Annotated in this window: 25 protein-coding genes and 1 pseudogene; 9 read left to right on the top strand and 17 right to left on the bottom strand. The window is 68.0% G+C overall.

The window, feature by feature from the left end:
• Positions 1-2: 2 nt before the first annotated feature.
• The gene (locus tag K2O50_RS14730) at positions 3-716 is read right to left on the bottom strand and encodes an MgtC/SapB family protein (protein ID WP_050706225.1); all 714 of its coding nucleotides are present in this window, start codon (positions 714-716) and stop codon (positions 3-5) included.
• Between the two features lie 338 nt (positions 717-1,054).
• Positions 1,055-1,825: a class I SAM-dependent methyltransferase gene (locus K2O50_RS14725; protein ID WP_050706224.1), complete on the bottom strand. Its 771-nt coding sequence runs from the start codon at positions 1,823-1,825 to the stop codon at positions 1,055-1,057.
• A gap of 73 nt (positions 1,826-1,898) precedes the next feature.
• On the opposite strand from K2O50_RS14725, the gene K2O50_RS14720 reads away from it, so the two are divergent.
• Positions 1,899-2,360 (top strand): sterol desaturase family protein, encoded by a 462-nt coding sequence (locus tag K2O50_RS14720; RefSeq protein WP_050706223.1) that lies wholly within the window; start codon positions 1,899-1,901, stop codon positions 2,358-2,360.
• A gap of 144 nt (positions 2,361-2,504) precedes the next feature.
• Here K2O50_RS14720 and K2O50_RS14715 read toward each other — a convergent pair whose 3' ends face one another.
• Positions 2,505-3,395: a bile acid:sodium symporter family protein gene (locus tag K2O50_RS14715; RefSeq protein ID WP_050706222.1), complete on the bottom strand. Its 891-nt coding sequence runs from the start codon at positions 3,393-3,395 to the stop codon at positions 2,505-2,507.
• 174 nt (positions 3,396-3,569) lie between these two features.
• Between K2O50_RS14715 and K2O50_RS14710 the strand changes: the two genes are divergently transcribed.
• Entirely contained in the window at positions 3,570-4,448 is an 879-nt protein-coding gene (locus tag K2O50_RS14710; RefSeq protein ID WP_050706221.1) for a Dyp-type peroxidase, read from the top strand.
• 131 nt (positions 4,449-4,579) lie between these two features.
• Here the strand turns inward: K2O50_RS14710 and K2O50_RS14705 are convergent, their stop codons facing one another.
• The 5 genes from K2O50_RS14705 to K2O50_RS14685 all read right to left on the bottom strand — a co-directional run bounded on the left by K2O50_RS14705 (position 4,580) and on the right by K2O50_RS14685 (position 9,949).
• Positions 4,580-5,866: an alginate export family protein gene (locus tag K2O50_RS14705; RefSeq protein WP_256206006.1), complete on the bottom strand. Its 1,287-nt coding sequence runs from the start codon at positions 5,864-5,866 to the stop codon at positions 4,580-4,582.
• 168 nt (positions 5,867-6,034) lie between these two features.
• Positions 6,035-6,802, bottom strand: a complete 768-nt coding sequence (locus tag K2O50_RS14700; RefSeq protein WP_050706219.1) for an SDR family oxidoreductase — start codon at positions 6,800-6,802, stop codon at positions 6,035-6,037.
• Positions 6,799-7,590, bottom strand: a complete 792-nt coding sequence (locus K2O50_RS14695) for an SDR family NAD(P)-dependent oxidoreductase (RefSeq protein WP_050706218.1) — start codon at positions 7,588-7,590, stop codon at positions 6,799-6,801. The genes K2O50_RS14700 and K2O50_RS14695 overlap by 4 nt, the downstream gene beginning before the upstream one ends.
• Positions 7,587-8,405 (bottom strand): molybdenum cofactor biosynthesis F family protein, encoded by an 819-nt coding sequence (locus tag K2O50_RS14690; protein WP_050706217.1) that lies wholly within the window; start codon positions 8,403-8,405, stop codon positions 7,587-7,589. The genes K2O50_RS14695 and K2O50_RS14690 overlap by 4 nt, the downstream gene beginning before the upstream one ends.
• Before the next feature lie 56 nt (positions 8,406-8,461).
• The gene (locus K2O50_RS14685; protein WP_050706216.1) at positions 8,462-9,949 is read right to left on the bottom strand and encodes an aldehyde dehydrogenase family protein; all 1,488 of its coding nucleotides are present in this window, start codon (positions 9,947-9,949) and stop codon (positions 8,462-8,464) included.
• Positions 9,950-10,236: 287 nt separating this feature from the next.
• On the opposite strand from K2O50_RS14685, the gene K2O50_RS14680 reads away from it, so the two are divergent.
• From K2O50_RS14680 to K2O50_RS14665, 4 genes and pseudogenes are all read left to right on the top strand, one after another.
• A complete protein-coding gene (locus tag K2O50_RS14680) occupies positions 10,237-11,406 on the top strand; it encodes a p-hydroxyphenylacetate 3-hydroxylase oxygenase component (RefSeq protein ID WP_050706215.1) in 1,170 nt (389 codons plus the stop codon).
• Positions 11,407-11,531: 125 nt separating this feature from the next.
• Positions 11,532-12,041 (top strand): annotated as a pseudogene (locus K2O50_RS14675) (flavin reductase family protein); the annotation flags it as partial.
• A 174-nt stretch (positions 12,042-12,215) separates the two neighbouring features.
• Positions 12,216-13,715 carry an APC family permease gene (locus K2O50_RS14670; RefSeq protein WP_050706213.1) on the top strand — a complete coding sequence of 500 codons (1,500 nt, stop codon included), beginning with the start codon at positions 12,216-12,218 and terminating at the stop codon, positions 13,713-13,715.
• Positions 13,696-14,268: a DUF3156 family protein gene (locus K2O50_RS14665; protein ID WP_050706212.1), complete on the top strand. Its 573-nt coding sequence runs from the start codon at positions 13,696-13,698 to the stop codon at positions 14,266-14,268. The genes K2O50_RS14670 and K2O50_RS14665 overlap by 20 nt, the downstream gene beginning before the upstream one ends.
• A gap of 39 nt (positions 14,269-14,307) precedes the next feature.
• Here K2O50_RS14665 and K2O50_RS14660 read toward each other — a convergent pair whose 3' ends face one another.
• Genes K2O50_RS14660 through K2O50_RS14650 form a run of 3 tightly spaced genes read right to left on the bottom strand, consistent with a single transcriptional unit; the run spans position 14,308 to position 16,982 of the window.
• Positions 14,308-14,922 carry a TetR/AcrR family transcriptional regulator gene (locus K2O50_RS14660; protein ID WP_050706211.1) on the bottom strand — a complete coding sequence of 205 codons (615 nt, stop codon included), beginning with the start codon at positions 14,920-14,922 and terminating at the stop codon, positions 14,308-14,310.
• Between the two features lie 12 nt (positions 14,923-14,934).
• Positions 14,935-15,783, bottom strand: a complete 849-nt coding sequence (locus tag K2O50_RS14655; RefSeq protein ID WP_050706210.1) for a 3-hydroxybutyryl-CoA dehydrogenase — start codon at positions 15,781-15,783, stop codon at positions 14,935-14,937.
• Between the two features lie 14 nt (positions 15,784-15,797).
• Complete coding sequence (locus K2O50_RS14650) at positions 15,798-16,982, bottom strand: acetyl-CoA C-acyltransferase family protein (protein WP_050706209.1); 1,185 nt, start codon at positions 16,980-16,982, stop codon at positions 15,798-15,800.
• A 171-nt stretch (positions 16,983-17,153) separates the two neighbouring features.
• Here K2O50_RS14650 and K2O50_RS14645 point away from each other — a divergent pair, with 171 nt between their 5' ends.
• A complete protein-coding gene (locus K2O50_RS14645; protein ID WP_050706208.1) occupies positions 17,154-18,167 on the top strand; it encodes an AraC family transcriptional regulator in 1,014 nt (337 codons plus the stop codon).
• Positions 18,168-18,183: 16 nt separating this feature from the next.
• Here K2O50_RS14645 and K2O50_RS14640 read toward each other — a convergent pair whose 3' ends face one another.
• Positions 18,184-18,621, bottom strand: coding sequence for a carboxymuconolactone decarboxylase family protein (locus K2O50_RS14640; RefSeq protein WP_050706207.1), 438 nt, complete (start codon positions 18,619-18,621; stop codon positions 18,184-18,186).
• 196 nt (positions 18,622-18,817) lie between these two features.
• On the opposite strand from K2O50_RS14640, the gene K2O50_RS14635 reads away from it, so the two are divergent.
• The gene (locus K2O50_RS14635; RefSeq protein ID WP_050706206.1) at positions 18,818-19,276 is read left to right on the top strand and encodes a nucleoside deaminase; all 459 of its coding nucleotides are present in this window, start codon (positions 18,818-18,820) and stop codon (positions 19,274-19,276) included.
• Positions 19,273-20,466: a cyanate transporter gene (locus K2O50_RS14630; protein ID WP_050706205.1), complete on the top strand. Its 1,194-nt coding sequence runs from the start codon at positions 19,273-19,275 to the stop codon at positions 20,464-20,466. The genes K2O50_RS14635 and K2O50_RS14630 overlap by 4 nt, the downstream gene beginning before the upstream one ends.
• Here the strand turns inward: K2O50_RS14630 and K2O50_RS14625 are convergent.
• The 5 genes from K2O50_RS14625 to glcD all read right to left on the bottom strand — a co-directional run bounded on the left by K2O50_RS14625 (position 20,459) and on the right by glcD (position 26,467).
• Positions 20,459-21,892 (bottom strand): PLP-dependent aminotransferase family protein, encoded by a 1,434-nt coding sequence (locus K2O50_RS14625; RefSeq protein ID WP_050706204.1) that lies wholly within the window; start codon positions 21,890-21,892, stop codon positions 20,459-20,461. The two genes, K2O50_RS14630 and K2O50_RS14625, sit on opposite strands and share 8 nt — an antisense overlap.
• A 256-nt stretch (positions 21,893-22,148) precedes the next feature.
• Positions 22,149-22,490, bottom strand: coding sequence for a hypothetical protein (locus K2O50_RS14620; protein ID WP_050706203.1), 342 nt, complete (start codon positions 22,488-22,490; stop codon positions 22,149-22,151).
• A 165-nt stretch (positions 22,491-22,655) separates the two neighbouring features.
• The gene (gene glcF, locus K2O50_RS14615) at positions 22,656-23,912 is read right to left on the bottom strand and encodes a glycolate oxidase subunit GlcF (protein WP_050706202.1); all 1,257 of its coding nucleotides are present in this window, start codon (positions 23,910-23,912) and stop codon (positions 22,656-22,658) included.
• Between the two features lie 9 nt (positions 23,913-23,921).
• Complete coding sequence (glcE, locus tag K2O50_RS14610; protein WP_050706201.1) at positions 23,922-24,968, bottom strand: glycolate oxidase subunit GlcE; 1,047 nt, start codon at positions 24,966-24,968, stop codon at positions 23,922-23,924.
• Positions 24,968-26,467 (bottom strand): glycolate oxidase subunit GlcD, encoded by a 1,500-nt coding sequence (glcD, locus tag K2O50_RS14605; protein WP_050706200.1) that lies wholly within the window; start codon positions 26,465-26,467, stop codon positions 24,968-24,970. Before glcD ends, glcE begins: the two co-directional genes overlap by 1 nt.

The following is a 26,467-nucleotide window of genomic DNA, read 5'->3' as shown; positions in this document are numbered from 1 at the left end:
CACTAATCGGCGCTCAGGCCCTGTGTCTGCAACTGCCAGCGCACCGAGCTGACGCCTTTTTCCAGGCTCACCCGGCCGACCAGGCGCTCCAGCTGGGTCGGCGCCTGCGGCGTGCCGAGCAGCTCGGCGCGCACTTCCAGGCGTGCCGGATCGGCCAGGTCCTCGCTGTGCAGCGATTGCAGGCGCAGGCCCGGATCGCTGAGGCTGTGCAGCATCAGGCTGCGCACCTGGATCTCGTCCTCGGCGCGGCAGACGATGCGCACCTCGTAGCGCTGCTCGACCTCGCTGGCCGGCACCACGTCCTGACGGTCCAGGCGCTGGGCGAGGTCGCGCAGCAGGATGTTGGCGCACAGCACCACCAGGCTGCCCAGGGAGGCCTCCAACAGCAAGCCGAGGCTACATAGCACGCCGACCGCGGCGGTGCACCAGAGGGTGGCGGCGGTGTTCAGGCCGCGTACGTTGAAACCGTCGCGCATGATTACGCCACCGCCGAGAAAGCCGATGCCCGACACCACATAGGCGGCGATGCGCGAGGCATCGGTGGGCGCCATGCCCGGCACGGCCTGGGTCATCAGCACGAACAGGCAGGCGCCGGTGCTGACCAGGGCGTTGGTGCGCAGGCCCGTCAGGCGCTGGCGCAGTTGACGCTCGGCACCGATCAGGGCGCCGAGCAGCAGGGCCACGCTGACGCGCAGCAGAAAGATTTTCCAATCCATAGCGAACTCCGTTCCGCGGGCGATGGCCCGCACGAGCACCGACCGCAGGCGGCGCGAATGAAAGCGAGGAATGCGCAGGACCACGCGCCATGCCAGGTGGCAGGGCAGGAAAGGAAGGAGGAATGTTCAACCCCGCAGGGCCGAAGGGAACCACCGTCTACCGTGTGCGGCGAGACAGTGGCAGGAACGCTGCCGGACTAGCTCGCCGTGTGGGCCTGTCGCAATCGACTGGGGCTACTGTCCAATGCAGGGGACTCCTGTGTGGGGGATGCTTGAATGCGCGGCGGACCATACGCCTTGACCCGCACAGGGTCAAGGCATGAATCATGACAATTGCGTTACGCCAGGCGCTGGCAGACGTAGGCCTGGGTCCGGTACGGGAAGGCGACACGCTCGCGGCCCTTGAGCGCCGGGTGGTTGTCGATCAGGTCTTGCAACCGGGCCATGACCCTGTCCTGCTCGGCCTGGGGCAGAGCGGCGATGAAGCTCACCGAGCGCAGGCGTTCGAGGATCACCGTCTGCGGGCTGCCTTCATGGACGTGGGGCAGGGTGCTCAGTTGCGGCGCGCCGAAGCGGCTTCCCTCGAAGGCGTCGCGCCAGCGACCGGTGTGAAAGCGCGGGGTGTCGCCTTCGTAGGGAGTGATGATCTCGGTGATCCGTGCCACCCAGTCCACGGTTTCATCGCGCACGTTCCAGATCAGCCCAAGGCGGCCGCCCGGCGCCAGCACCCGGTGCATCTCGCGCAGGGCTGCGGCATCGGCGAACCAGTGGAAGGCCTGGGCGCAGACCACCACTTGCTGACTGGCGTCGGCCAGCGGGATGTGCTGGGCAGTGCCTTCGAGCACGGGAACCTCGGGAAGTCGCTCGCTGAATCGCTCGCGCATGGCGGCCACCGGTTCCACCGCCGTCAGGCGTGGCGCCAGCGCAGCGAGCAGGCGGGTGAACTTGCCGGTGCCAGCGCCCAGGTCGAGCACCGGGGTGCCGGCGCCGATGCCCAGGGTGTCGCGCAGCCAGCCCTGCAAGGCGATGGGATAGTCGGGCCGGCCCTGCTCATAGTTGCTCGACTGGCGGGTGTAGCCGGTGCTGGCCGCGGTGTGCACATCCTTCATGGAAAATCCCTCCGAATGACCTGGCGGCAATGGTACCCTTGCGCCTTTCGTTGCCAAACCCCCGGACCGATCCATGTTGTTCAATCTCGCCGTGCTGTTCGGCACCCTGGTGGCCATGGAGGGCGTCGGCACGCTGGCCCACAAGTACGTCATGCACGGCTGGGGCTGGTGGCTGCACCGCTCGCACCACGAGCCGCAGTTGGGCATGCTGGAGACCAACGACCTCTACCTGCTGGCCCTGGGCTTGATCGCCACGGCGCTGGTGGCCCTGGGCAAGGCCGGGCATGCGCCGTTGCAGTGGGTCGGCGCCGGGGTGGCGGGGTATGGCGTGGCCTATGTGCTCGCCCACGATGGTTTCTTCCACCGCCACTGGCCGCACGCGCCAAAGCCGGTCAACCGCTACCTCAAGCGCCTGTACCGGGCGCACCGCCTGCACCATGCGGTGAAGGGGCGCCAGGGCAGCGTGTCGTTCGGGTTCTTCTACGCACCGCCGTTGCGGGTGCTGAAGCGACAGTTGAAGCGGCGGCAGGGCTAAGCTTCACGCGCACTTTGTAGGAGCGGCCTTGTGCCGCGAAAGGGCTGCAAAGCAGCCCCGGCGATTTCGGCTTTGGCGCACAGATCCTGGGGCCGCTATGCGGCCCTTTCGCGGCACAAGGCCGCTCCTACAAGGGACGGTGTTCTAGGCGCAATCGCTGACGGTGCTGGCGGCCTTGTGCCCCCGGCTCACCCACCAGCCAAACCCCGCCGCCGTGAAGAACATGATCAGGCTGTAGATCGCCGCCGGCACCGCCATGGTCGCGTTGTTGAGCAGCGTCGGGCTCAGGGCCAGGGCGATGGCCAGGGTGCCGTTGTGGATGCCGATCTCCATGCCGATGGCGATCGCCTGGCGCTTGGGGATGCTCAGCAGGCGCGGCACCCAGTAGCCCACCGCGAGGCTGAGCAGGTTGAACAGCAGGGCGGCGCCACCAACGATCGGCGCGTACTCGACCACGGTCTGCCAGTCCTTGGCCAGGGCCAGGACGATGGTGAAGGCCAGGAACAGCGCCGCGACGATCTTCATCGGTTTTTCCATGCGCGTGGCAAAGTGTGGCGTCCAGTGGCGGATCAGCATGCCCAGCGCCACCGGCAGCAGGACGATGGCGAACACCTGCATGACCTTGGCGAACTGCAGCGGGATGGCCTGGTCCGACTCCATGAACCAGATCAGCGACAGGTTCACCAGCAGCGGCATGGTGAGGATGGCGATCAGCGAGTTGACCGCGGTCAGGGTGATGTTCAGCGCCACGTCGCCATGGGCCAGGTGGCTGAACAGGTTGGCGGTGGTACCGCCCGGAGAGGCGGCCAGCAGCATCAGACCTACCGCCAGTGCCGATTCGAGGCCGAAGCCGTTGGCGATCAGGAAGCACACCAGCGGCAGCAGCAGGATCTGGCAGACCAGGCCGATCACCACCGGCTTGGGGTACTTCACCACCCGGGCGAAGTCGGCCAGGGTCAGCGACAGGCCCAGACCGAGCATGATGATGCCCAGGGCCAGCGGCAGAAGGGCGGTGAGCAGCGGGGAGGCGGTCATGGGCGGTCTCTCGGGCGAAGGATTCCGAGGAGTGTAGGTGGTGGCGCAACGATAGCTAATCGCAACTGGCCTGCCTTGGTAACCGATTGTTACGGAGGCGAGCGGCCCTGTGTCGCGTTGCGATGCATCGTCCGGCGCAGTAGCATTCGCCCTTTTGCCGAGGATTCGCCTGTCATGCCGTTCCAGCCAGGTCTGCTTGCCACTCCGGTGCCGGCCCATGCCCGCCACCTGTTCTTCGCCCTTGACTCGCTCGAGGCCTTGCCCGCCGTCCTCGACCAGCTGTTGCCGCAGGTCGATGGGCAGAGTTTGATCCTGGGCGTCGGCGCGCCTCTGGCCAAGGCCCTGGGCCGCGAAGTGCCGGGCCTGCGCAGCTTCCCGCAACTGGATGCGGTGGTGGAGAACCCGGCGACCCAGCACGCCCTGTGGCTGTGGCTGCGCGGCGCCGAACGCGGCGAGCTGTTCCTGCGCGCCCAGGCCCTGCAGCAGGCGCTGGCGCCGGCGCTGCGCCTGGTCGACAGCGTCGACGGTTTCCTGCACCGTGGCGGCCATGACCTGACTGGCTACCAAGACGGCACCGAGAACCCGGTGGACGAAGACGCCGTCGCCGCCGCTATCGTGCCGGGCGACGCGCCTGGGCTGGCGGGCTCCAGCTTCGCCGCGTTCCAGCTGTGGAAGCACGACCTGGAGTATTTCAAATCGCTGCCCCAGGTCGAACAGGACAACATCATCGGTCGCCGCCTGAGCGACAACGAAGAGCTCGACGATGCGCCCGAGTCGGCCCACGTCAAGCGCACCGCCCAGGAAAGCTTCGCGCCGGAGGCGTTCGTGGTGCGTCGTTCGGTGGCCTGGACCGACGAGCGTGGCGCGGGCCTGGCGTTTGTCGCCCTGGGCTTCTCGCTGGATGCCTTCGAGGTGCAGCTGCGGCGCATGAGCGGGCTCGAGGATGGCGTGATCGATGGGCTGTACCGCTTCAGCCGGCCGTTGACGGGGGGCTACTACTGGTGCCCGCCGTTGGCTGAAGTCGGTGCCGACCTGCGCCTTCTGCTGGGCTGATAGGCCCTCATCGCGGGGCAAGCCCGCTCCCACGCCTTGAGCCTGATGCCCAGCTTGGCGTGGGAGCAGGCTTGCCCCGCCTTGAACCAGATGTCCAGCTCGGCGTGGGAGCGGGCTTGCCCCGCGATGACTCAGAACGGCACCGCCACCGTCAGCTGGCTGTAAACGTTGGTCCCGCTGCCCACTTGGTTGCCGCCATTGCTTTGATCCTTGCGCGGCTTGAACAGTCCCAGCAGCGGGGTGACGATCAGGTGCTCGTTGATCGCCCACTCCACATACAGGTCCAGCTCCCGGGCATCCAGGTTCAGGGTGTCGCGGGTGCGCACGGTGTCGAAGTCGAAGAACAGCGCGCCGACCGTGAGGTCGTCCCGTGGCGTGGCCTTCAGGCCCACATGGTGGATGCCGCTGTTGGTGTTGAACGGCCCGGCATAGTTGCCGGCGACCTCGCCCTGGATCCAGGTGCCGTAGCCGCTGGACAGACCGTTGAACAGCAGGTCCCAGCCTGCCGAATAGCGGGTGTAGCGGTAGGTCAGCTGCGGCGCCCAGGGGGCTTCGACAAAGGTGTAACCGGCCTCGGCGTACCAGGCGGTCTCGCGGCCGCCGCGCTTGTCCTGCCAGGCATATTCGAAGGCGAAGCGGGTGTTTTCCAGCCCGACGCCACCTTCGCCATGCAGGCTGTAGACATCCATGCCTTCGCGGGCCTTCTGGAACTCGCTGGCCCACTGGTCGGTCACGTCGATGCCGTGGATATAGGTCAGGCCCAGGGTGCCCAGGTCATGGGTGTAGTCCAGGGTGCCGGCCGCCAGCTCGGTTTCGGCCTGGGCGCGGTTGTCGGACTTGAGCCACATCACGCTGCCATGCAGCCCCTGATTGCCGCCCAGGCGCAGCACCGCGGTGCGGTCGAAGGCGTGGCGCGCGCCCAGGTAGAAACCGCCGCCGCGATTGAGCTGGCCGTCGGCCGGGCCCTTGCCCAGGTTAGGGCCGTCGTCGTTGATCAGGAAACCGCTGCCCAGGCGGATCACCTGGCGGCCGCCGGACAGGTCCACGCCATCCTTGCCCAGCAGCGGGAACAGGTCGCCCGAGCGCCAGCCCAGGTAAGCATCCTCGATCTTGGTGGTGCGTTCGGAGCCGTCCTGGTTGCCGCCAGCGTCGCCGTCGCCCCAGGCACCGGAGCTGACCCAGTTGAGGGCGCCATACAGGGTGCCGTTGCCGCCCAGGCCCTGGTCGCCGCTGAGGCCGTACTTGATGAAGCCCTCGCGCCAGGTCGAGCCACCGGGAGTGCCGTCGTAGTTGTGGCGGCTGTTGAACATGCCCCAGACCGCGAGCAGGTCGGCGTTCAGGTGGCTGTCGTCGTCGGCGTACAGCTCGTAGGCCGGGCTGGCCTGACCATGGACCAGCAGGGCCAGGGCCGTGGCCATTGCGGTGCGACGTGGGGTGAGACGCATGGATCGATCCTCGTTTGTTGTTTGCGGTCTTGAGTGCCGCGTCGTTGTGGAGGCAGTGTCGAAAGGTGACGGGCTATTAGCGCGTGGAACGCTGGCGGTGGTCTTGCCCGTGGCTGCCAGCGGCCTTGCCTGTCGCGGCCATCACAGGCTCGCGGCGCTCTCCGGCAAGGTGGCGCCGCCGTCGACCACCAGGGTCTGGCCGGTGATGTAGCGGGCGGTGTCAGAGGCCAGGAACAGCATCGCCGCAGCGATATCGGCCGGCTCGCCCAGTCGGCCCAGGGGCACGCCGGCGGCGATCCGGGCGTTCAGGGCGGTATCGCCGAGGTTGTCCATGGCCGGTGTGCGCACCATCCCCGGTTCCACGCCGTTGACCCGCACGTTGAACGCCGCCAGTTCCAGCGCGGCATTGCGGATGAAGCCATTGACCCCGGCCTTGGACGCCGCGTAATGGCTCAGGCCCGGATAAGCCACCCGGGGCCCGGTCACCGACGAGGTGGCCAGCACGCACCCGCCACCCTGGCGGCGGAACAGTGGCAGGGCGCCCTGGGTGAGCCAGAACAATGCCCCCAGGTTCACCGCCAGGGTGCGCTGCAACAGGGCCGGGTCGATCTCGGTGAATGGGGTGAGCGGGAAGTAGGCGGCGTTGTGCACCAGCACGTCCAGCCGCTGCAACCCGGCCAGCAAGGCGCGGATCGCGCCGGGGTCGGCCAGGTCGAGGACCTCCCCGCGAACCTCGTGCCCCAACGCCAACTGCTCCTCGACCAGGCGCTGCAACGCCTGCGGATCGAGGTCCACAGCCAGCACCCGGGCGCCGCCACGGGCGAAACCCTCGACGATGGCCTGGCCGATGCCGCCCGCCGCGCCGGTGACCAGCACCGTGCGGCCTTCGAAGTCGTAGCGCGCGTTCATGCCGACGGTTCCAGGCGGGTGTAGGCCAAAGTCGGCACGTCGACCACGGTCGAACCGCCATCGGCGGTGATCACCGCGCCGGTGACGATGCTGGCCTCGGCGCCGACCAGGAACTGGCACACGGCGGCAATCTCGTCACTGCTGGCCGGGCGGCGCAGCGGCACGTCGGCGGTGACCCGGCGGTAGGCGGCGTCGAGGTCTTCCTGGTAGTGATCCATCAATGGCTGCATCTCCTGGTCGGCCATGGGCGTGCGCACCCAGCCCGGGCAGACGCAGTTGACCCGCACGCCGAACGGCCCGTAGTCGCGGGCCAGCGAGCGGGTCAGGCCGACCAGGGCGTGCTTGGCGGTGGTGTAGCCGCAAACCTCGGGCCCGGCCGCCAGCGAGGCGATGGAGCCCAGCAGCACCAGGCTGCCGCGCCGCTCGCGCAGCAACGGCAGGCAGGCCCGGGCAGTGTGGAAGGCACTGTCGAGGTTGCTGCGCAGGGCCTCGCGCCAGGCGCCGTCGCTGGTCTGCTCGGCCGCTCCCAAGCCGTGGCCGCCGGCGCAGGCGATCACCGCGTCGAGGCCGCCGAAACGGGCGCGCACCTGCTCGATGAAACCGGCCCAGGTGGCGCTGTCGGCGGCGTCGCCGGCCAGCACCAGGCCATCGCACCGCTGCGCGACGCGCTGCAGCGCTTCACGGCGGCGGCCCACCAGCGCCACCTGCCAGCCCTGGCGGGCCAGGCGCAGGGCGCAGGCTTCACCGATGCCGCTGCCGGCCCCGGTGATCAGCACGCTGCGGCTCACTGCGCAGGCTCCGTGCGGTTGAGCACCCGGCAGTGGGACGACACCGGGAAGTTGGCCAGCGCATCGAAGCCGCCGCCCTGGTAGCCGAAGATCTTGCCGTCGCTGCGGTGCCGCGCCAGGTCGATCATCACCAGGCCCAGGGTGGGCACGATCTTCTCGCACCAGACGAACAGGTACAGTTGCTCGGCGATCTTGTAGTAGTAGGCCCGGTCGGTGTCGCACAACCCCTGTTCGACGCCCTTGAGGCACTGCCAGCTGTAGTAGTTGGCGTTGAGGTAGATGTGCTCGTACTCCTCGGTGGGGCTGTAGCGATAGTGATTGCGCAGGCCGACCAGCTCGGTGGTCGGAGCGTGGGGGCAGGCGCCGGCCTGCCAGGGGCGGTCGAGGCTGCCGTGCAGGAAGCTGGCCTCGACGCCGGTCAGCGCTTCGCCAGCCAGGGCCAGGGCGTAAAGGCCGCGCTGGGTACGGGCCTGGTCGGGCAGGCGGCCGAGCACGGCGGTGAAGGCGTGCTCGAGGGTGTCGAGCACCAGCGACACCGACCAGGCCTGGCCGGCCTCGTGCTTGATGAAATCGACCAGGTAGATGCCGGGGCGCACCGAGGTGGCCCGGTAGCCGGCGCTGCCGCTGCTGTGGCCGTCCGCGGCGCACCAGTGCAGGCGTTCGCTGTCGAAGCGGTGTTCGATGACCCAGCCATTGGCGAAGTGCAGGGTGAGCGTGCGTCCGGACAAGTCGGCCAGTTGCGGCAGGATGAAGGCCTCGGGCGCGAAGCCGTCGGCGAGGGCGCCCACGGTGATCCAGTCGGCGGTGTTGGGCATGGCGGTGATTCCTGTGGTTGGGTAATGGCCCAGTTGGTGGTTGGCGCGGGCCAGGGTCAGTAGCGGATCATTACCGACTTCAGCTCGGTGAAGTCGTCGATGAAGGCCGAGCCGAACTCGCGGCCGATACCCGAGGCCTTGATGCCGCCAAACGGCACCGCCGGGTCGAGCAGGGTGTGCATGTTGACCCACAGCGTCCCGGCCTGGATTTCCGGGATCAGGCGCATGGCCTTGCCCAGGTCGTTGGTCCACAGGCTCGCGCTCAGGCCGTAGGGCGAGGCGTTCATCAGGTGGATCAGTTCGTCCTCGTGGTCATAGGGCAGGAAGGTCGCCACCGGGCCGAAGGTTTCCTGGTTGAGCAGGGTGTCGCCCGCGTTGTTGGCGAGGATGACGGTGGGCTCGACGAAGCAGCCCGGGCCGTCGCCGAGGCGACCGCCATGGACGATGCGGTTGCCCTCGGCACGGGCGGTGGCGAACAGCTCGCCGAGCTTCTGCTGGTGCGGCTTGTTGGCCACCGGGCCGAACTGGGTGGTTTCGTCCAGCGGCGAGCCGACCTTCAGCTGGCCCAGGCGCTGGGACAGGGCCTCGAGCAGCGGATCGAGGCGCGAGCGATGGACGTAGAAGCGCTCGCCGGCGGCGCAGATCTGCCCGGAGTGCAGGAAGCCGGCCTCGATGATGCCATCCACCGCCTTTTCAACGGCGACGTCGGGCAGGAACGCTACCGCGTTCTTGCCGCCCAGCTCCAGGGTCGCGCGGGTCAGCTTGGCGCCCATGGCCGCCTGGCCGACGGCTAGGCCGGTGGGCACGGAGCCGGTGAACGACACCTTGTCGGTGCCGGGGTGTTCGACCAGCGCCTTGCCCACCAGGCCGCCGCCGGTCAGCACGTTGAGCGCGCCCGGCGGCAGGCCGGCCTGGCTGGCCAGCTCGGCGATGCGCAGCAGGGTCAGCGGGGTGAACTCGCTGGGCTTGAGCACGATGCTGCAGCCGGTGGTCAGGGCCGAGGCCAGTTTCCACAGGGCGATCATGGTGGCGAAGTTCCACGGCACGATGCCCACCACCACGCCCACCGGCTCGCGCAGGGTGAAGGCGCTGTAGCGTTCGCCGGCGAAGGAGGGCAGGGATGGAGTGATGGTCTGCCCGGTGATCTTGGTGGCCCAGCCGGCGTAATAGCGCAGGAAGTGCGCGGCCTGTTCCACCTCGAAGGCGCGGGCGATGCCGATCAGCTTGCCCGACTGCAGGGTTTCCAGCTGGGCCAGTTCCTCGCGGTTGGCCTCGAGCAGGTCGGCCAGGCGGAACAACACCGCGGCGCGGGCGGCGGGGCTGGTGCGCGACCAACTGGCAAAACCATGGCGGGAGGATTCGACGGCGCGCTCGACGTCGGCCAGGTTGGCATCGGCGACCTGGGCGATGGCTTCGCCGTTGGCCGGGTTGTGCACGGTGATGCGGGCGCTGGATTGGCTGGCGACCAAAGCGCCATGGATGTACAGACCGTGGTCGCGGGCCAGGAAGGCGCTGACGCTGGGGAGGAGGGTGATGTCGCTCATGGCAGGGCTCCGGGTGGGTTGCCGAGGGCTTCGTGGGAGCGGGCTTGCCCCGCGATGGGCCGCGTCACGGCCCGATTTCCCCCAGCTTAAAGCGCGACACACTGGTGATCTTGTCTGCCCATGCCGCCCCCATGACCCTGCCTGCCAGGCGCCACGAAAAGTGCAATCCGAGGTGCGGAAGTTGCATTTTCCGTCTTGGCCACGGCTCCCATACTGACCCGGCATTCATCAGCGAGCGGTCCCTTCCAGGCAGCGTTCGCCAGGGTCCAATAACAATGAGCCAGACCATGAAAAAGCCAAACTCCCTGCTCGAAGACCTCAAGCCCCTGTTGCCGGCCATCGCCGCCCGCGCCGACCAGGCCGAGCGCGAGCGCAGCGTGCCCGCCGAGAACATCGCCGCGCTCAAGGCTATCGGCCTGCACAAGGCCTTCCTGCCCAGGCATTACGGCGGCCTGGAAATCAGCCTGCCGCAGTTCGCCGAATGCATCGCCGCGCTGGCCGGTGCCTGCGCCAGCACTGCCTGGGCGATAAGCCTGCTGTGCACCCACAGCCATCAGCTGGCGATGTTCCCGGCACGCTTGCAGGACGAGATCTGGGGCCGTGACCCGGACGCCACCGCCAGCAGCAGCATTGCGCCGTTCGGCCGTACCGAAGAGGTCGAGGGCGGTGTGCTGTTCAGCGGCGAGATGGGCTGGAGCAGCGGCTGCGACCACGCCGAGTGGGCGATCATGGGCTTTCGCCGGGCCAACCCTGAAGGCGGCCAGGACTACTGCTTCGCCGTGCTGCCGCGCAGCGACTACCAGATCCGCGACGACTGGTTCGCCGCCGGCATGCGTGCCAGTGGCAGCCGCACGCTGATCGTCGAGCGCGCCTTCGTGCCCGAGCACCGTATCCAGAAGGCCAGGGACATGATGGAGGGCCAGTCGGCGGGCTTCGGGCTGTACCCGGACAGCGCGATCTACTTCAACCCGTACCGGCCGTACTTCGCCAGTGGGTTCTCCACGGTCAGCCTGGGCATCGCCGAGCGCATGCTCGAGGTCTTCAGGGACAAGACCCGCAACCGCGTGCGCGCCTACACCGGCGCCGCCGTCGGCGCGGCAACCCCGGCGCTGATGCGCCTGGCCGAGTCCACCCACCAGGTCGCCGCGGCGCGGGCGCTGCTGGAGAAGAGCTGGGAGCAGATCGCCGAGTACAGCGCCCGTCACCAATACCCGACCCGCACCGAGCTTACCTACTGGCGCACCAACCAGGGCTATGCGGTCAAGTTGTGCATCCAGGCCGTGGATCGGCTGATGGAGGCGGCCGGTGGCGGCGCCTGGTTCGATGGTAACGAACTGCAGCGGCTGTTCCGCGATGCGCACATGACCGGCGCGCATGCCTACACCGACTACGACGTCTGCGCGCAGATCCTCGGGCGCGAGCTGATGGGGCTGGAGCCGGACCCGGCAATGACCTGAGCGCCAACCGACGAATAGGGCAGGAACAACGTGGGAACGGGCTTGCCCCGCGATAGCACTCGACCAGGCAAGCCCGCGCCCACAACCCGTCCTGGCCCAGTCCAACAACAATGATGGAGCCTTGCATGTCCACTCCCTTCGATAGCCGCGCCTTCCGCCGCGCCCTGGGCAACTTCGCCACTGGCGTCACCGTGATCACCGCCGCCGACGCCTCGGGGCGCAAGGTCGGTGTCACCGCCAACAGCTTCAACTCGGTATCCCTCGACCCGCCACTGGTGCTCTGGAGCATCGACAAGCGCTCTGGCAGCCATGCGGTGTTCGAGGCCGCCGGGCACTTCGCCGTGAACGTGCTGGCCGCCGATCAGATCGACCTGTCCAACACCTTCGCCCGCCCCAGCGAAGACCGCTTCGCCGGTATCGAGCATGAGACCGGCGAGGGCGGCGCGCCCCTGTTGCCGGGCTGCTCGGCGCGTTTTCGCTGCGAGAAGTTCCAGCAGATCGATGGCGGTGATCACTGGATTCTCATTGGCCGGGTGCTGGCGTTCGACGATCTGGGGCATGCACCGCTGCTTTATCACCAGGGGGGGTATTCCAGGGTTCTGCCCCATGGGGTGATGGATCGTTGCGTGCAGGGGTAGCGGTTTTGGAGTGTTCGACGCAAGCGTTGCAGCGCCTGTGAGACTTTCGTCAGGCACCTGGCACCTGGCAACACGGATCAAGCCCCGCGGCAGGCAGTGGCAAGACCCGCCCGGGTGCAGGCCGCAAAGTGACAGGGAAGAATCTTTCCCTCGTCCACCCAGGGCCCACCCATGACAATCAACAATAAGCTCACCGAGCACCTCAACAGTGGCAGCGTCGGCTTCCCCACCGCGCTGGCCAGCACCGTCGGCCTGATCATGGCCAGCCCCGTGATCCTCACCGCGACCATGGGCTTCGGCATCGGCGGCAGCGCCTTCGCCGTGGCCATGGTGATCGCCGCAGTGATGATGCTGGCGCAGTCGACCACCTTCGCCGAGGCGGCGGCGATCCTGCCGACCACCGGCTCCGTCTACGACTACATCAACTGCGGCCTGGGCCGTTTCTTCGCCATCACCGGCACCTTGTCGGCGTACCTGATCGTGCATGTGTTCGCCGGCACCGCCGAGACCATCCTCTCCGGGGTCATGGCCCTGGTGAACTTCGAGCACCTCAACACCCTGGCCGAGTCGGCCGGTGGTTCGTGGTTGCTGGGAGTGGGCTTCGTGCTGGTGTTCGGCGTGCTCAACGCTTTCGGCGTGAGCGCTTTCGGCCGCGCCGAAGTGGTGCTGACCTTCGGCATGTGGACCACGCTGATGGTGTTCGGCGTGCTTGGCCTGATCGCCGCGCCAGCGGTGGAGCTGGACGGGCCGTTCGGCGTGTCGCTGGTCGGCACCGACCTGATGACCATCCTGTCGCTGGTGGGCATGGCCATGTTCATGTTCGTCGGCTGCGAATTCGTCACCCCGCTGGCCCCGGAACTGCGCCGCTCGGCCTGGGTGATGCCCAAGGCCATGGCCCTGGGGCTGTTCGGCGTGGCCAGCTGCATGTTCATCTACGGCGCGGCGATGAAGCGCCAGGTGGAGAACGTCGTGCTCGATGCCGCCAGCGGCGTGCACCTGCTGGACACGCCCATGGCCATCCCGCGTTTCGCCGAGCAGGTGATGGGCGATATCGGCCCGGTGTGGCTGGGCATCGGCTTCCTGTTCGCCGGCGCCGCCACCATCAACACGCTGATGGCCGGGGTGCCGCGGATTCTCTACGGCATGGCGGTGGACGGGGCGCTGCCCAAGGTGTTCACCTACCTGCACCCGCGCTTCAAGACGCCGTTGCTGTGCATCCTGGTGGTGGCGCTGATCCCGTGCCTGCACGCCTGGTACCTGGGCGGCAACACCGACAACATCCTGCACCTGGTGCTGGCGGCGGTGTGCGCCTGGAGCACCGCGTACCTGCTGGTGACCCTGTCGGTGGTGATCCTGCGCATCCGCCGGCCGGACCTGCCGCGGGCCTACCGTTCGCCGCTGTTCCCGCTGCCGCAGATCGTCTCCAGCATCGGCATCCTGCTGGGCATGTGGTTCATTACCCCGCCGGGCATGAACCCGGCCGATGTCTATGTGCCGTTCGCCGTGATGCTCGGCGCCACCGCGGCCTACGCGCTGTTCTGGACGCTGTGCGTGCAGAAGGTCAACCCGTTCCGGCCAGCGCGGGTCGAGGATGTGCTGGAGAAAGAGTTCGCCGCCGAGCCCGGCCAACCTCACGATGAGCAGGTGCAGCATGTCGGCAAGTTGGCTTGAGCGCCTGACCGGCCCGCGCGCGCCGGCCGGTTATCGGCCTGGGGCGACCCTGGCGCGGCTGCGGCACAATCTCGGATTGGCGGATTGGCAATCCGCGGCATCCTTTACCTACCGCGAACAAGGTCCGTGTATCGAGGTGCGTGAGCGTACCGAAAGCCACCTGTTGATGCACCTGGTGATGTGCGAGCTCACGCTGCGGGTGCCCGCGTTGGGGCAGGGCAAGCTTGAGTTCGACGTTCATCACAGCGGATTGGTGCGCCGTACTGGACTGGTGTTTCGCCTGCGCGATGGCGAGAAGCCGGTGTTCGAGGATGTCCAGCTGAGACTGTCAAGCGACAGTGCCTTGCGCAAAGCCCTGATGCCGCTGGATTTCAAGCGTTTGACCTGCTGCTTCGACAATGGCCAGTGGCAAGTGTGCCTGGAACACATGGGTGCCAGCGAGGTGGTCAATCGCATGCCCGCGTTTCGCCGCTACATTCCTTTGCTTGCGCAGCAACGCGAATTGATCTGGCAGAGCTTCGATGCGCTGGAGCGAATCTTGCGCGAACAATGAGAGGTCGAGGCCGCCGTGCAGCCCCGCAAGGGGCTGTATTCAATCGACCATGGCCGACCTCGAACCCGGGCCCAAGGTCTTTTCCACAGCGCCAGCCACGAGGCTTTCCATCAAACCAACCCCTTCAGCCTCTCCCAGCCCCTTCCCCCGCAACATCCCAGGCAGCTGGTTCAACAGCGTCGCCAGCACATGCCCGGTAGCCGCCAACGCACTCCCGGGCAGGCGCGCCTGTGGTGCAATCAAACGCAACAGGCCGGTTTCGTAGCGCGCCCGCAGGGTCATCAAACGGGCCTGCTGTTCGTCGGTCAGGCAGCAGAGATCCCGTTCGGCCAGGCGAAACTGCAACGGGCGCTCCCCATGCAGGTGCCAGTGCGTGGCAATCAGGCAGGCCAGCACCGGCTTGCCCTGGGCCTGCGCCCGGCGTCCCTGGTCCAGGGTCGCTTGCAGTTCCTCGTACAGCTCTTCGATCAGGTCGTACAAGAGGTCCTGCTTGCTGGGGAAATGGTGGTACAGCGAGCCCGCAGTCAATCCCACGTGCGCCGCCAGCTCACGCATGCTGACCTGGCCGAAGCCTTTCTCGGCGAACAGGGCCATGGCCCGGTCACGCCGTTCCTCGAAGTTGGCGCAGCGCAGCGCCGCGTTGACCGGGGGCATGGCGCGGCTCCGTCAGTAGGTGAAGAAGCCGCGACCGCTCTTGCGACCGAGGTAGCCGGCGGCAACCATCTCCTTGAGCAGCGGGGCGGGGCGGTACTTGCTGTCGTTGAAGCCCTCGAGGAAGGCCTCCATGATCGCCAGCAAGGTGTCCAGGCCTACCAGGTCGGCCAGTGCCAGCGGGCCGATCGGCTGGTTGCAGCCCAGGCGCATGCCGGTGTCGATGTCCTCGGCGCTGGCCAGGCCTTCCTGGAGCACGAAGATCGCCTCGTTGATCATCGGCACCAGGATCCGGTTGACCACGAAGCCCGGGCGGTTGCCGGCGGTGATCGGGGTCTTGCCGAGCTTCTCGGTGACCAGCAGCGCCTGGGCGTAGGTCGCGTCGCTGGTCTGCAGGCCCCGGATGATCTCGACCAGCGCCATCATCGGCACCGGATTGAAGAAGTGCACGCCGATGAAGCGCTGCGGCTGCTCGATGCTGGCCGCCAGCTGGGTGACCGACAGCGACGAGGTGTTGGTGGCGATCAGGCACTCGGCGCCGACATTGGCGGCCACCTGCTGCAGGATGCGCTGCTTGAGGGCGAGGTTTTCGGTGGCCGCCTCGATCACCAGCTGCGCGTCTGCCAACTGGGCGTAGTCGGTGCTGGTGCGGATCCGTGCCTTGGCCGCGCTGGCCTTGTCGGCGTCGATGGTGCCCTTGCCGACCTGGCGCTCGAGGTTCTTGCCCAGCGTCGCCACGCCGCGCTCCAGCGCGGCGTCGGAGACGTCCACCAGCAGGACCTGGTAGCCGGCCAGCGCGCACACCTGGGCGATACCGTTGCCCATGGTGCCGGCGCCGATCACGGCGATACGTTCGATGTTCATGTTGCTGACTCCTTTCAGACGCGTTCGAAGATGACGGCGATGCCTTGGCCGCCGCCGATGCACATGGTGGCCAGGGCGTAGCGGCCCTGGACGCGGTGCAGTTCATGGATGGCTTTGGTGGCGATGATCGCGCCGGTGGCGCCGACCGGGTGGCCGAGGGAAATGCCCGAGCCGTTGGGGTTGACCTTCTCCGGGTCGAAGCCCAGGGCGCGGGCCACGGCGCAGGCCTGGGAGGCGAAGGCTTCGTTGGATTCGATCACGTCCAGGTCGGCGACCTTCAGGCCGGCCTTCTCCAGCACCTTCTGCGTGGCCGGGATCGGGCCCAGGCCCATCAGTGCCGGCTCCACGCCGGCGTGGGCGTAGGCGACGATGCGCGCCAGCGGTTTGAGGCCCTCGCGACGCACGGCGTCACCGGTGGCCAGGACCAGGCCGGCGGCGCCGTCGTTGATGCTGCTGGCGTTGCCGGCGGTGACGGTGCCGTCCTTCTTGAACACCGCCTTCATGGCTGCCAGCTGTTCGGCGCTGGCGTCGCCGCGCACGTTCTCGTCCACGGCAAATTGCACGGGGCCTTTGCGGGTCTTGATCTCGATCGGCACGATCTGGCCGTCGAAGCGACCCTCGGCGATGGCGCGGGCGGCGCGGCGCTGGCTGGTCAGGGCGACCTCGTCCTGCATCTCGCGGCTGATGCCGTGGGCCGCCGCGACGTTCTCGGCGGTGATGCCCATGTGGAAGTGCTCGAAGGGGTCCTGGAGGATGCCGACCATGTAGTCGATGCCCTGCAGGTCGCCCATGCGCGCACCCCAGCGGGCCTGTGGCAGCAGGTAGGGGCCACGGCTCATGGATTCGGCGCCGGCGGCCAGGGCGATGTCGCTGTCGCCCAGCAGCAGGCCCTGGGTGGCCGAGACGATGGCCTGCAGACCCGAGCCGCACAGGCGGTTGACGCTGAAGGCCGGGGTTTCCTTGGGAATGCCGGCGTTCATCGCCGCGACCCGGCCCAGGTAGGCGTCGCGCGGCTCGGTGGGGATCACGTTGCCCATCACCACATGGCCGATCTGCTCGGCGGCGACGCCCGAACGCTCGATGGCGGCGCGGGTCACCTGGGTGGCGAGGTCGGCCAGGGGCAGGTCCTTGAGCGAACCGCCGAAGCTGCCGATGGCCGAACGTACCGCGCTGACGACGAAGATTTCTGTGCTGCTCATGGGGGCTCCGTTTGCGAAGGCGTGGCGGGGTGGGGGTGGCTCTGCGAGAATGGCGGCCTCCCCCTCCCGGGGTGGATCGAGTCTAGGCAAAGGCCTTCGGGCGGCCTATGCCGGATCTGTTCAATCAACCTGGCATTTTTTGCCACTCAGCATAGACAGCGGACTTCTGCCATGCGCGATAGCGATACGGTCGCGGTGTATTTTCTCAATGCCATGGTCCACGCCCTGCGTGAGCGACCACAGGCGCGCGATGCCCATCTGCGGGCGGTGGGCATCGATCCGCAGGTGCTGACCGAGCCCCAGGCGCGGGTGCCGGCCAAGGCCTTCGCCCAGCTGTGGCTGGCGCTGATCGACGAGCTGCACGACGAATTCTTCCACCTCGACAGCCACGGCATGCCGCTGGGCAGCTTCGCCCTGATCTGCCGCGGCCTCATTCAGGAGCCCTCCCTGGGCAAGGCCTTGCGCCAGTGCCTGGGCAGTTTCGCCCTGTTCTTGCGCGACCTGAACGGCAGCGTCACGGTGCGTGGTGCGCGCACGGTGATCAGCGTCCAGTCGAACATCGCCGACCCGCTGACCCGGGTCTACGCCGAGGAAACCTACCTGGTCCTGGTGATCGGCCTGCTGTGCTGGCTGGCCGGTCGGCGCATCGCCATCGACCGTACCGAGCTGGCCCTGGCGCGCCCGGCGCAGGAGGATGACACGCTGCTCTGGGGGCCGGACCTGCGTCTGGGCAGCGGACGTACCGAGGTGGAGTTCGACAGCGCCTGGCTGCGCCTGCCGGTGGTGCAGGACCTGACGGCACTGAAGGGCTTCCTGCGCAGCGCGCCGCAAGGGCTGGTGATCCGCTTTCGCAACCAGAATGGCCTGGTGGCCGAGGTCTATCGCCACCTGCGTGCCCGCCATTACGGGCAGTGGCCGACGCTCAACGCCATGGCCGAACGGCAGCGGCTCAGCGCCAGCAGCTTTCGTCGCCAGCTGGAGCGGGAAGGGCGCTCGTACCAGCAGATCAAGGACGAGGTGCGCCGGGCGATGGCCTTCGAACTGCTGCGCGAAGGCCGCCTGAGCATTGCCGAGATCGCCGAACACACCGGGTTCCAGGAACCCAGTGCGTTTCATCGTGCGTTCAAGAAGTGGACCGGGCAGAGTCCGGGCAGTTACCGGGCCAAGCGCGCATCGTCGGTATGAACGGCCCCTGCCAGGGTTACGCCGGCACCATCGCAAAACCCACGCCGAAGCGGTTCCAGGCGTTGATGGTGGCGATGGCCAGGGTCAGGTTGGCAATCTCCTTTGCGCTGAAGTGTTCCAGCAGTGCCTGGTACTCGTCCTGCGGCGCGCCGCGCTCGGCCAGGCGGGTCAGGCTTTCCACCCAGGCCAGGGCGGCCCGCTCGCGTTCACTGAAGTAGCGGGTCTCGCGCCAGACGCTCAAGGTCTGCAGGCGCGCCTCGGTTTCACCGGCCTTGCGCGCATCGTTGGCGTGCATGTTGACGCAGTAAGCGCAGCCATTGATCTGCGAGGCGCGCAGGCGGATCAGTTCGAGCAGCGAATGCTCAAGGCCCGAGGCGACCAGCGCCTGCTCGAGGCCGATCATGGCCTTGTAGGCTTCCGGCGAGTGTTTGGCCCATTCGATACGGTCATGCATGGTGAGGCTCCAGGTCGACAAGAGGAAAGTGGCACTACCTTAGCGCCAGGCCGCGCCGCGCCGAATAGCCAATCCCGCGCTTTGCCAGGAGGCCAATCCACCATTCGGATGCGCACTGACAGGCATCCAATCTCTTCATTTCTGCCAGGGCGGCCGAGGCGGGATAATGGGCAGGTCTTCACCTGAGAACCGTTTCATGTCCGCAGATCGATTCATGCGCGAGGCCCTGGAGCTTGCCCGCGCCAATATCCAGGCCGGTGGCCGCCCCTTCGGCGCCGTGCTGGTCCACCAGGGGCAGGTGATCGCCCGTGCCGTCAACCAGATCCACAGCACCCAGGACCCCACCAGCCACGCCGAGATGCAGGCCATCCGCCAGGCCGCCCAGGTGCTCGGCCGGGCGCGCCTGGACGGCGCCGAGATCTATGCCAGTGGCCATCCGTGCCCGATGTGCCTGGCCGCCATGCACCTGTGCGGCATCGAGCGCGCCTGGTTTGCCTACGACAACGACGAGGGCGAGCCCTATGGTTTGTCCACCGCCGGGGTGTATGCGCAGATGGCCCGCCCGCCGCAGCAGCAAAGCCTGCCCCTGCGCCCGCTGAAACCGGTGGGTGAAAGCGGCCTGTACCGTGAATGGCAGCAGGCCGGCGAAGCATGAGGGGCGCGTTGAACCTGTTGCTGGTGGTGCTGCTGGCGTTGAACCTGCGGCCGATTCTCACCAGCATTGGCCCGCTGCTCGAGCCCATGCGCCAGAGCACCGGCTTGGGCTACCAGCAGGCGGCGCTGCTGACCGCGTTGCCGGTGCTGTGCATGGGCCTGGTGCCGCTGCTGCAACCCTGGCTGCGGCGCTGGTTGAGCGAGCATGGCGGCATGCTGGCGGGGCTGGCGGCCATCGCCCTGGCGTGCCTGTGGCGCCTGCAGCTGGACAGCGCCTGGGCGCTGATCGTAAGCGCGGTGGTCGCAGGCCTCGGTGTCGCCGTGGTGCAGGGCATGATGCCGGGGCTGGTCAACCGCTGGTTCCCCGGCCGCCTGGCGGCGACCATGGGGCTGTATTCGGCGGCGTTGATGAGCGGCGGTGGCCTGGCGGCGGTGCTGGGCCCATCGATCACCGCGTATTTTGGCCATTGGCAGTTCGGCCTTGGCCTGTGGGCGTTGCCGGCGCTGCTGGCGATCGTGGCGTGGACTGTCCTGCGTCCGCGCCAGGACACACCGGCCCTGGCCGGTGGCGGCGGCGGGCACTGGTTCGGTAACCGCCGGGCCTGGCTGCTGGCGCTTTACTTTGGCCTGATCAACGGTGGCTACACGAGCATGGTCGCCTGGTTGCCAGCCTATCACCTCGAGCACGGCGGCACGGCCCAGGGTGGCGGCGAGCTGGTTGGCCTGATGACCATCTTCCAGGTCTGCGGCGCTCTGGGCCTGCCGTTGCTGCTGCGGCGCCTGGTCGATCGGCGGCCGGGCCTGTGGCTGGCCTTGCTGATCCAGCTGGCGGGCTTCCTTGGCCTGCTGCTGGCGCCGGCCAGCGCCATGGGCCTGTGGGTGGCGCTGATCGGCCTGGGCCTGGGCGCGTGCTTCAGCCTGAGCCTGACGCTGACCCTGGAGCACCTGCGCACGCCCGGCGAAGCCGGCAGCCTGGCGGCTTTCGTCCAGGGTGTGGGCTTCATCGTCACCGGTATCGTGCCGTACATCACCGGCTGGTTGCGTGATGCCAGCGGCGACTTCCAGGCCTCCTGGACCCTGCTGACCTGCACCGTGCTGGCGATGCTGCTGGTCACCGTGCGCTTTGCCCCGAAGGGCTACGCCCGCGCCATCGCCCGTGAGGGTCGAGTCGCTGAGGCCGTGCTCAACTGAGGCGCTGCAAGGTGTCGCCGACCCGGTCCAGCGCGGGGTCGATATCCAGCAGCTCGATGGCCCCGAAGCCGAACAGCAACCCCGGCCTGACCGGCGCCTCGCTGAAGAACGGCGCAAGGGAGTAGAGGCCAACCTCGACTTTGCGCGCCAGGTTGATCAGCAGCTCGACATCCACCCCGGGCTTGGCCAGCGCGCTCAGGTGAAAGCCGGCGCTGGCCGGCACCGCGTCGAACCACGGCGCCAGGTCGCCGCCCAGGCGCGCGAGGATCCGCTCGCGACGGGCGCTGTACACCTCGTGGCAACGGCGAATGTGCTTGTTCAGGTGACCTTCGCTGATGAACCGCGCCAGGGCCCATTGCTGCAGGCTCGGGCTGTGCCAGTCGCTCAGGTGCTTGGCCACGCAGGCGGCCTGCAGCACGGCCGGCGGCAGCACCGCATAGCCCATGCGCAGCTCCGGCAGCAGGGTCTTGGAGAAGGTCCCGACATAGGCCACCAGGCCATGTCGGTCCAGGCGCAGCAGGGCTTCGGCGGCCGGCCCCTGGTAGCGGAACTCGCAGTCGTAGTCGTCCTCGATGATCAGCGCGCCGAGCTCGGCAGCCCGCGCCAGCAGCGCCTGGCGCCGCGGCTCGGTCATGGGCATGCCGAGCGGGAACTGGTGCGAGGGGGTCACGTAGATCAGCCGGGTGCCGTCCTCGATCTGCTCGACGCACAGTCCCTGGTCGTCCACCGGCACCGACTGCAGGCGCGCGCCCAGGGCCAGGAACAACTGGCGCGCCGGTGGGTAGCCCGGGTCCTCCATGGCCACCTTGCAGCCGGGTTCGACCAGTACCCGGGCGATCAGGTCGAGGGCCTGCTGGGCGCCGTTGCACACCAGCACATCACTTGCAGTGCACTGGATGCCGCGGGTGAAGGCGATCTGGTGGGCGATGGCCTCGCGCAGCTCGGGCAGGCCCTGGGCGGAAAACTGTCGGTCGGGGTGGCGCTGGCTGCGGCGCAGGGCGTAGTTCATGCAGCTGCGCCAGTGGTCGTAGGGGAACTGCGCCTTGCTCGAGGCGCCGCCGATGAAGTCGTAGCGTGACGGTGCGTCCAGCGCCCGCCGACCCAGCACCGTGGCGCGCTGACGCCAGCGTTCGAGGGTCTCGGCGGCGGCCAGGGGGATGTTGTCGCTGTCGCTCTGGCGCGGTGTGTGGCGCGGGGTGATGAAGGTACCGCGGCCGACCACGCCGCTGAGCAGGTTGTCATAGGTCAGGCGCGAGTAGGCCTCGGCCACGGTCTTGCGCGAAACGCCCAACTGCTCGGCCAACAGGCGTGTGGGTGGCAGTTGGGTGCCGGCCGCCAAGTGGCCGCTGTCGATGCCGGCGCGCAGTTGCTGGTAGAGCTGGTCGGCCAGGCCTTTGCGGCCTTCGAGGCGGATGTGCAGTTCCATCGGAGGGAGGGTGTCCGAAGCGCAGGGGGGTAAAAGCTTCGGGTTTTATCGACAAAGCTGCAAGGGGCCCTGGAGGCGATCGCTCAGGGAACAATACCCGAGAGCGAGTTGCATACCCTGTGGGAGCAGGTTTACCCGCGAAGCAAGCAACGCGGTGGATGGCACCGGCTTTGCCGGTGTTCGCGGCTAAAGCCGCTCCCACAGGTTCCTGCTAAATCAAAAAGTCATGTGCAGTTCCATGAGAGGGGCGGCGTGTTCACAGGCGAGCGGTACTGATGGTGATATAGCCTTTTTCCGGCAATGCGATGCGGATCACCGTTTCATCCTCGCAGGCCTTGCGTTTCTGTCGGATGCATACGCCATCCACCGCCGCTTCGCGCATGCGCGCGTGGATGGCGCGGCCCTTGGCATCGAAGAAGGCTTCGCTGGCGAGCAGCTCGACACGCTCGATCAGCTGGCGGGTGTGTTCGTCGGTGGCGCAGAAGAAGCGCACCCCGGACAGGTGCGGGTTGTCGTCGGGGTTGCTGACCTCGTGGGCCAGCAGTTGACGCAGGGTGTGGCGCAGTTCGCGGGTAGGGCGATGAGCATTGGTGGGCATGGCATGGCCTCGTCTGGATGGGGTTGGCCGCGCCGGGGCGGCGGTCACGTCTCCAGTCCTGATGATGTTTTGCCGAGGGTGGGGCAACAATCTAGAAGCTTCCGTACTTTCGGTAGGAGGGTTCCGAAATTACAGGCACCAGGTTAAACATCGCCTTGATCCGCGTCAGGTGCGGGGCACAATTCCCGTCGCCGCGACAGCGCCGGGCTCAAGCGCCGCCTCGACGATTTCGATCCAGTGCCGCACCGGCGTGCGACCGGCGCCGCCGAGGTGCAGCTGGCAGCCGATGTTGGCGGTGGCGATGACCTGTGGGTTGTCGCTTTCCAGGGCATTGAGGCGATTGTCGCGCAGCTGGCGCGCCAGCGTTGGTTGGGTCAGCGAATAGGTGCCGGCCGAGCCACAGCACAGGTGTCCATCGGGCACCTGGGTGAGGTGGAAGCCCAGGCGCTGCAGCAGGCCTTCCACCGCACCGCCGAGCTTGAGGGCATGCTGTAGGGTGCAGGGGCAGTGGAACGCCAGGCGCTGCTCGGTGCAGACACCCAGTCGCTCCAGTGACTCGGCCTGCAGCACCTGCACCAGGTCGCAGGACAGGGCACTGACCGTGGCGGCCTTGGCGGCGTAGCGTGGGTCGTGTTGCAGCAGGTGGCCATAGTCGCGGACAAAGGCGCCGCAGCCGCTGGCGGTCTGCACGATGGCCTCGGCGCCGGCCTCGATGGCCGGCCACCAGGCGTCGATGTTGCGTCGGGCGCGGTCGAGGCCTCGTGCCTGGGCATCCAGGTGATAGTCCAGCGCACCGCAGCAAGCGGCTTCGCGGGCCGGCTCGACGCTGATGCCTAGCCGGTCGAGCAGGCGCGTGGCGGCGGCGTTGGTGTTGGGTGAAAGGGCCAGCTGCACGCAGCCTTCGAGCAGCAGCACGCGGCGGGCATGGCGCGGCGCCGGGCGTTGACCCGGGGCGACGACCTGCGCCGGCAGCTTGTCCTTGAAACTGGCCGGGAGCAGGGGGCGCAGTACCAGGCCGGTGCGGATCAGCGCCTTGAAGGCGCCAGGCCGAGGTATTACGGCGCGCAGGCCCGCGCGCAGCAGGCGTTGCCCCGGTGGTCGGGGGACTTGCCGGTCGACCACGGCGCGGCCGATGTCGAGCAGGCTGTGGTACTCCACCCCCGACGGGCAGGTGGTCTCGCAGTTGCGGCAGCTCAGGCAGCGGTCCAGATGCGCCTGGGTGCTGGTGCCCGCCGGTTCGCCTTCGAGCACCTGCTTGATCAGGTAGATGCGCCCGCGAGGCCCGTCCAGTTCATCGCCGAGCAGCTGGTAGGTGGGGCAGGTGGCGGTGCAGAACCCGCAGTGCACGCAGGAACGCAGGATGCGTTCGGCCTCGTCGGCGCGGGGCAGCTGGCGGGCGGATTCGCTCAGGTGGGTTTGCATGCCGTGGCCTCACAAGTGCGCGTACAGGCGGCCAGGGTTGAACACACCCTGGGGATCGAGTTGGTTTTTCAGTGCCCGGTGATAGCGCAGCGTCAGCGGATCGAGTGGGGCGCTGCTGTCGTCGCCGGGCGCGTAGGCGGTGGCATGACCGCCGGCCTCGGCCGCCAATGCCCGGATGACCGACGCCGGGGCGTCTGACTTGAGCCAGCGTTGGGCGCCACCCCAGTCGATCAACTGCTGTCCCGGCAGTTCGAGTGCGCCGCAGGCAATGGGCAGGGACAGCCGCCACAGTGTTGCGGGTGCGGCGAAGAACGCCAGGCGCTGCTCGCGCAGGTCTTGCCAGAAGCTCGTGTCGAAGGCTTCGCCACCCAGGCGCTCACGGGCCGATCGCACCGAACCTTCGCCGCCCTCCAGGCGCAGATGCAGCGCCTCGCCGTCATGGCAGGCGGCGCTGACCGGCAGCGCTTGCCGGCCCCATTCGGCGAGTGCGGCGAGTGCCTGCTGCGTGTTCATCTCCAGGCGCAGGCCCAGGCACTGGCGTGGCCGCGGCAGTACCTTGAGCGACACTTCGGTGAGCAGCCCCAGGCAGCCGAAGCTGCCCGTCATCAGCCGCGACACGTCGTAGCCGGCAACATTCTTCATCACCTCGCCACCAAAGCGCAGGTGCTTGCCGTGGCCGGTGATCAGCCGGGTGCCGAGGACATAGTCACGCACCGACCCGGCCCAGGGCCGGCGTGGTCCCGACAGCCCGGCCGCGACCATGCCGCCCAGCGTCGCCTCGGGGCCCAGGTGTGGTGGCTCGCAGGCCAGCATCTGCCCGGCTTCGTGCAGCGTCGCCTCGATCTCCCGCAGGGGCGTGCCGGCGCGGGCGGTGAGCACCAGCTCGGTGGGGTCGTAGCCGACGATGCCCCGGTGGCCGCGGGTGTCGATGACCTGCCCGGTCACCGGGCGACCGAGCATGGCCTTGCTGTTGCCGCCCTGGATGCGCAGCGGGGTGCGCTGGTCCAGCGCCTGGTTGACCTGCTCCAGCAGGTCCTGGCCGAGGTCCCTGTCCATCAGAAGCGCTCCAGGTCGGGGAAGGGCAGTTGCCCGTGGTGCACATGCAGCGCGCCGAACTCGGCGCAGCGCTGCAGGGTGGGGATGTTCTTGCCCGGGTTGAGCAGGCCCCGTGGGTCGAAGGCGGCCTTGACCGCGTGGAACAGGGTGATCTCGTCGCTGTTGAACTGCGCGCACATCTGGTTGATCTTCTCCCGGCCCACGCCGTGCTCGCCGGTGATGCTGCCGCCGACGGCCACGCACAGTTCGAGGATCTGGCCGCCGATGGCCTCGGCGCGCTCCAGTTCGCCGGGCAGGTTGGCATCGAACAGGATCAGCGGGTGCAGGTTGCCGTCGCCGGCATGGAACACGTTGGCCACCCGCAGGCCGTACTGCCCGGAAAGCTCGCTGATGCCCTTGAGCACCCGCGCCAACTCGCGGCGCGGTATGGTGCCGTCCATGCAGTAGTAGTCCGGGGAAATGCGCCCCACTGCCGGGAAGGCATTCTTGCGCCCGGCCCAGAAGCGTGCGCGCTCGGCTTCGTCGCAGGCCAGGCGCACTTCGTGGGCACCGGCCTTGCGCAGCACGGCATCGACCCGGGTGCAGTCGTCGTGCACGTCAGCCTCGACGCCGTCGAGCTCGCACAGCAGGATCGCCGCAGCGTCCAGCGGGTAGCCGGCATGGATGAAATCCTCGGCGGCACGAATCGCCAGGTTGTCCATCATTTCCAGCCCTGCGGGGATGATCCCGGCGCCGATGATCTCGGCCACCGCGCCTCCGGCATCCTCGACGCTGTCGAAGCTGGCCAGCAGCACCCGCGCCACCTGCGGCCTGGGCAGCAGCTTGACGGTGACTTCAGTGACGATGCCGAGCATGCCCTCGGAGCCGGTGAACAACGCCAGCAGGTCGAAACCGGGGCTGTCCAGAGAATCACTGCCCAGTACCAGGCGTTCGCCTTCGACGGTGAGGATCTCCACCTTGAGCAGGTTGTGCACGGTCAGGCCGTATTTCAGGCAATGCACGCCACCGGCATTCTCGGCGACATTGCCGCCGATCGAGCAGGCGATCTGCGAGGACGGATCGGGCGCGTAGTACAGCCCATGGGGCGCCGCCGCCTGGGAGATCGCCAGGTTGCGCACACCGGGCTGGACCCGGGCGAAGCGGCCCTGCGGGTTGACTTCAAGGATGCGATTGAAGCGCGCCATCACCAGCAGGATGCCCTGGCTCAACGGCAGGGCGCCGCCGGACAGGCCGGTGCCGGCGCCGCGCGCCACCACTGGTACGCCGCGCTGGTGGCAGAGCCGCAGCAGTGTTTGTACCTGTTCCATGCGTTCGGGCAACACCACCAGCAGCGGCAGCGTGCGGTAGGCCGAGAGGCCGTCGCACTCGTAGGGCTTGAGGTCTTCGCTGCGGTGCAGGATCTGCAGATCGGGCAGGGCCTCGCGCAGGGCGGCCAGCAGTGTTGGCTTGTCCACGGCCGGCAACGGTCCATCGACACGTTCGTCGTAGAGGATATTCAT

This window comes from Pseudomonas sp. 2hn (assembly GCF_019646095.1).
GTDB classification, from domain to species: domain Bacteria; phylum Pseudomonadota; class Gammaproteobacteria; order Pseudomonadales; family Pseudomonadaceae; genus Aquipseudomonas; species Aquipseudomonas peradeniyensis.
The sequence above is the reverse complement of the archived record's forward strand: the minus strand, read 5'-3'. Positions and strand labels throughout refer to the sequence as shown.